Consider the following 3,549-nt stretch of genomic DNA (forward strand, 5'->3'; position numbering starts at 1 on the left):
CGCTGGTCGACCGCCGGCTGGAAGAAGCCGCGCAAACCTTGGGCTACCATCCGATGCGCGTCTTTTTCCGCATCACCCTCCCGCTGGCCTGGCCGGGCATTCTCGGCGGCATCCTGCTCGCCTTTTCGCGCAGCCTCGGCGAGTTCGGCGCAACCATCACCTTTGCCGGAAACGTGGAGGGTTCGACCCAAACGCTGCCGCTCGCCATCTACTCCGCACTCCAGGTTCCCGGCGAGGAAACCCTCGCCATGCGCCTCGTCATCGCCTCGCTCGTGCTCTGCTTTGCAAGCTTGCTGATCTCCGAACTCTTAACCCGCAAAGCAAAAAGAAAGATGGTCGTGACGATTGAAACCTGAGGCGTCAAAACCATCACGACTCACTCGTCACGCTAAATCATGAAATTGGACGTGGACATTTACATGAAGCAGGGAAATTTCCTGCTCGACGCGCAGTTCAAATGCTTTGAATCGGCGCTGGGCATCTTCGGGCCGTCGGGCTGCGGCAAGAGTACGCTGTTTCGCGCCCTCGCCGGGCTGGTGCGGCCCAACGGCGGGCATATCGTCCTCGACGGCGAAACGCTGTTCGATGCCAGCCAGCGCAAATTCGTGCCGCCGCGCAAGCGCAACATCGGGCTGGTGTTCCAGGATGCGCGCCTCTTCCCGCACTGGTCGGTCGAACAAAACCTGCGGGCAGGCGAGTGCATGAAAAGCCGCGTGGCCAACCGCCCGTTCGGCTTCGATACCATCGTCGAGCTGCTGAACATCGGGCACCTGATCAACCGCTCGGTCGAGGATCTTTCCGGCGGCGAAAAACAGCGCATCGCCATCGGCCGCACCCTGCTTTCGAATCCCCGGCTCCTGCTCATGGACGAACCCGTGACCGGACTCGACGTCTCGCTGAAGGCGCAGATCCTGCCGTTCCTCGCCAAGGTCCACCGGCAGCTCAGGATCCCGACCATCCTCATCAGCCACGACCTCGGCGAAATCCTGCAACTCACCGACCAGCTCCTGCTCATGCAGGGCGGACGGGTCGGCGGACAGGGAACCATCGATCAAATGGTGCGCAACCCGGCCACGCTCCAGGCGCTCAAGGGCGCCGACCTCACCAACCTGATCACCGTCCGCGTCAAGAGCCACAACGCCGACAAGGGCATCACGCTGCTGGAAGTGCCGCGCAATCCGGACTACACCATCGAAATGCGCCGCGAACCCGCACTCGAACCCGGCCGCGAAATCACGCTCGGCATCGCGGCCAACCAGATTGCGCTGGCAACCGAACGGATCGGCCCGATCTCCATGCGCAACCAGCTGCCCGGCTGCGTCCTGAAAATCGTTCACGCGACCGACCGCTCGCTCTGCCACATCGAAACCCCCGCCGGCATCCTGTTCGCCGAGATTACCCCGGGGACCGAGCAGGCGTTGAACCTGGAGGAAGGCTCCGGTACCTGGGTGCTTTTCAAGGGGCTTGCGATCGAACGCCTTTGAATCTTGATTATTGCGCCCGCCGCTGGGAAATTGTCGCCCCAATTCCGGAGAACAACATGAGCACCAGACGACAAGCGGCCGTAGCCCTGGTGGGCCTGCCCATCCTTACAAACGCAGCGGAAAAGAGCAAAACCGCCGCCGTGCCCCCCTTCAGCGAGGCCGCCGCACGCATCATCAGCTACACCATCTATGCCGAAGCCCGCGGCGAACCGTTCAAGGGCAAGATGGCGGTGGCGGCGGTCATCCAAACCCGCGCCCGCCTTTCGGGCCGCCCGCTCACCGAGGTCTGCCTGCAGGAAAAACAATTCTCCTGCTGGAACGAGCTCGACGCCGTCCCGGAAAACTTCTGCACCGGCGCAGGCATTAAACCCGCCGACCTCCAGGCGCGCAGCGACTGCTACGGCATCGCCTGGGTCCTTATGTCCAGCCCGCGCAAATGGGAGCACCTCACCCACTTCTACAACCCCGACAAAGTCGTCCCCAGCTGGGCCGCCTCGTTGCGCGGCATCAAAACCATCGGCAAGCACGTCTTCGGCTACATGGATTGATTCGAATGCTGAGCAAGGAAGACCAACTCCGGGCGCGGTTCGCCGATGGCGATTTGGTGGCATTCCCCCTCCGGCGGCGGACGGCCGAGGGCGTCGTGGTGCGGCTGAATCCGAAACGCGCCGTGGTGCGGATTAGCGGGGATGATTTCACGGTGCCCTATGCCTTGCTGACGCCGCTCTCGGATAACGCCGAGCGGCGCGTGGAACGCATCGAGTCCGTCTTGCGCCTAGCTCTCGAGTTGATGGCGCAGCACGGGCTGAAGGGCTGGCAATTCAGGTTCGACCATTCGACCCGCCGCGCGGGGTGCTGCTCTTACCGCGACAAGCGGATCACCCTCGCGTTCGATCTGGCGCGGACGGGCTCGGACGAGGCGATCCGCGACACGATCCTGCACGAAATCGCCCATGCGCTGGTGGGCCGCAAGCATCATCACGACGCCGTCTGGAAAGCCCAGGCACGGGCGATCGGCGGCTCCGGCGAACGGACGCACCGCTTGCAATTCGCCCCGCCGCGCTGGAGCGTTACCTGCGAAAACCGCTGCTGGACGCAGACGGCCCAACAGCGGAATTCGCAATACGTCTGCCGCAAGTGCGGCGGCAAACTCGTCTACACGCCCTACTCTGCGGCAGGTTTTTAAACACAAAGCACCCAAAGCCTCCAATGCTTCGAGTCCTTTGTGGTCGAATTATTTTTTCTTCTCGAGGATGGCCTGGAACATCTCGACCTCTTCGGCGCGGCGGCAGGTGTCGAGCGCCTGTTTGGCCAGCGTTTTGTCGACCCTTCTTTGCGCGGCCAGCAGACGCGAGACGCCGCGCATCAGGTTGACATGGTTGGGCATCGACATCGTCTCCTCGCCCGCGAGCTCGAGCATCGTCGGGATCCCGTCGGCGCTCTTCCATCCGGCGAGCAGCTTGACCGCCAGCTTCTGCAAGGATTCGTCGTTCGAGCGGCAGGCATCGGCAAGCGGCTTAAGCGCCTCTTGGCTGCCGGTCTGCACCAACGCCTGCAAAATATTGGCCTGGCTGCGCGGCGAAGCGCCCGACATCTGGGCCACGAGTATGTCGACCGCCTTGGCCGGATCGGACGAACGCCGCATGATGGCCACGATCGTATTCAAGACATCGCGCGAGAGCGGCGAAGCCTCTTTGGCCATCATGAGCCCGGCGAGTTGTTCCAGAACGGCGATGTCGCCCACCTGCCCGATCGCCTCGACGGCGGCTTTCGGCGCGGCCCGGCCCTTGCCATCGGCATAGGTGAAGAAGGCCGGCACCAGATCGCGGCGCCCGCGGATGGCCAAGGCCTCGATGGCGGCGGCGCTCGCCGCGTCATCCTTCGAGGCGGCGATTTTTTCAAGGGCCCGATCCACACCTTCGGCATTCATGACGCCCAGGGCGCGGAGGGCTTCCGGGCGGCCGTTGTCCATCAAAGCCGGAATGGAGGCGGCCGTACCGATACGGGCCAGCGCGCTGGATGCGCAGTCCTGCACCAATACGTTGTCCGACTTCAGCAGCGGCTC

5 protein-coding genes are annotated in these 3,549 nt (G+C 63.5%); 4 read left to right on the top strand and 1 reads right to left on the bottom strand.

Annotated features, from left to right (window positions below):
* The 4 genes from ABYO54_RS15255 to ABYO54_RS15270 all read left to right on the top strand — a co-directional run.
* Positions 1-356, top strand: a 356-nt coding sequence (locus ABYO54_RS15255; RefSeq protein ID WP_372809096.1) for an ABC transporter permease subunit, incomplete at its 5' end; no start/stop codon positions are given.
* 39 nt (positions 357-395) lie between these two features.
* Positions 396-1,484 carry a molybdenum ABC transporter ATP-binding protein gene (gene modC / locus ABYO54_RS15260; RefSeq protein ID WP_372809097.1) on the top strand — a complete coding sequence of 363 codons (1,089 nt, stop codon included), beginning with the start codon at positions 396-398 and terminating at the stop codon, positions 1,482-1,484.
* A gap of 56 nt (positions 1,485-1,540) precedes the next feature.
* Positions 1,541-2,032: a cell wall hydrolase gene (locus tag ABYO54_RS15265; RefSeq protein WP_372809098.1), complete on the top strand. Its 492-nt coding sequence runs from the start codon at positions 1,541-1,543 to the stop codon at positions 2,030-2,032.
* Positions 2,033-2,037: 5 nt separating this feature from the next.
* Positions 2,038-2,670 carry a SprT-like domain-containing protein gene (locus ABYO54_RS15270; protein WP_372809099.1) on the top strand — a complete coding sequence of 211 codons (633 nt, stop codon included), beginning with the start codon at positions 2,038-2,040 and terminating at the stop codon, positions 2,668-2,670.
* Between the two features lie 48 nt (positions 2,671-2,718).
* On the opposite strand, the gene ABYO54_RS15275 is transcribed toward ABYO54_RS15270, so the two are convergent.
* A partial coding sequence (locus tag ABYO54_RS15275; protein ID WP_372809100.1) for a HEAT repeat domain-containing protein occupies positions 2,719-3,549 on the bottom strand: 831 nt, incomplete at its 5' end.

Origin of the sequence: Pontiella sp. (assembly GCF_041622395.1) — a bacterium.
Lineage (GTDB): Bacteria > Verrucomicrobiota > Kiritimatiellia > Kiritimatiellales > Pontiellaceae > Pontiella.

Bases quoted from the DNA above. Each gene is read 5' to 3' on its own strand.
- ABYO54_RS15270 (WP_372809099.1), top strand. From the start codon at position 2,038: ATGCTGAGCAAGGAAGACCAACTCCGGGCGCGGTTCGCCGATGGCGAT.
- ABYO54_RS15265 (WP_372809098.1), top strand. From the start codon at position 1,541: ATGAGCACCAGACGACAAGCGGCCGTAGCCCTGGTGGGCCTGCCCATC.
- modC (WP_372809097.1), top strand. From the start codon at position 396: ATGAAATTGGACGTGGACATTTACATGAAGCAGGGAAATTTCCTGCTC.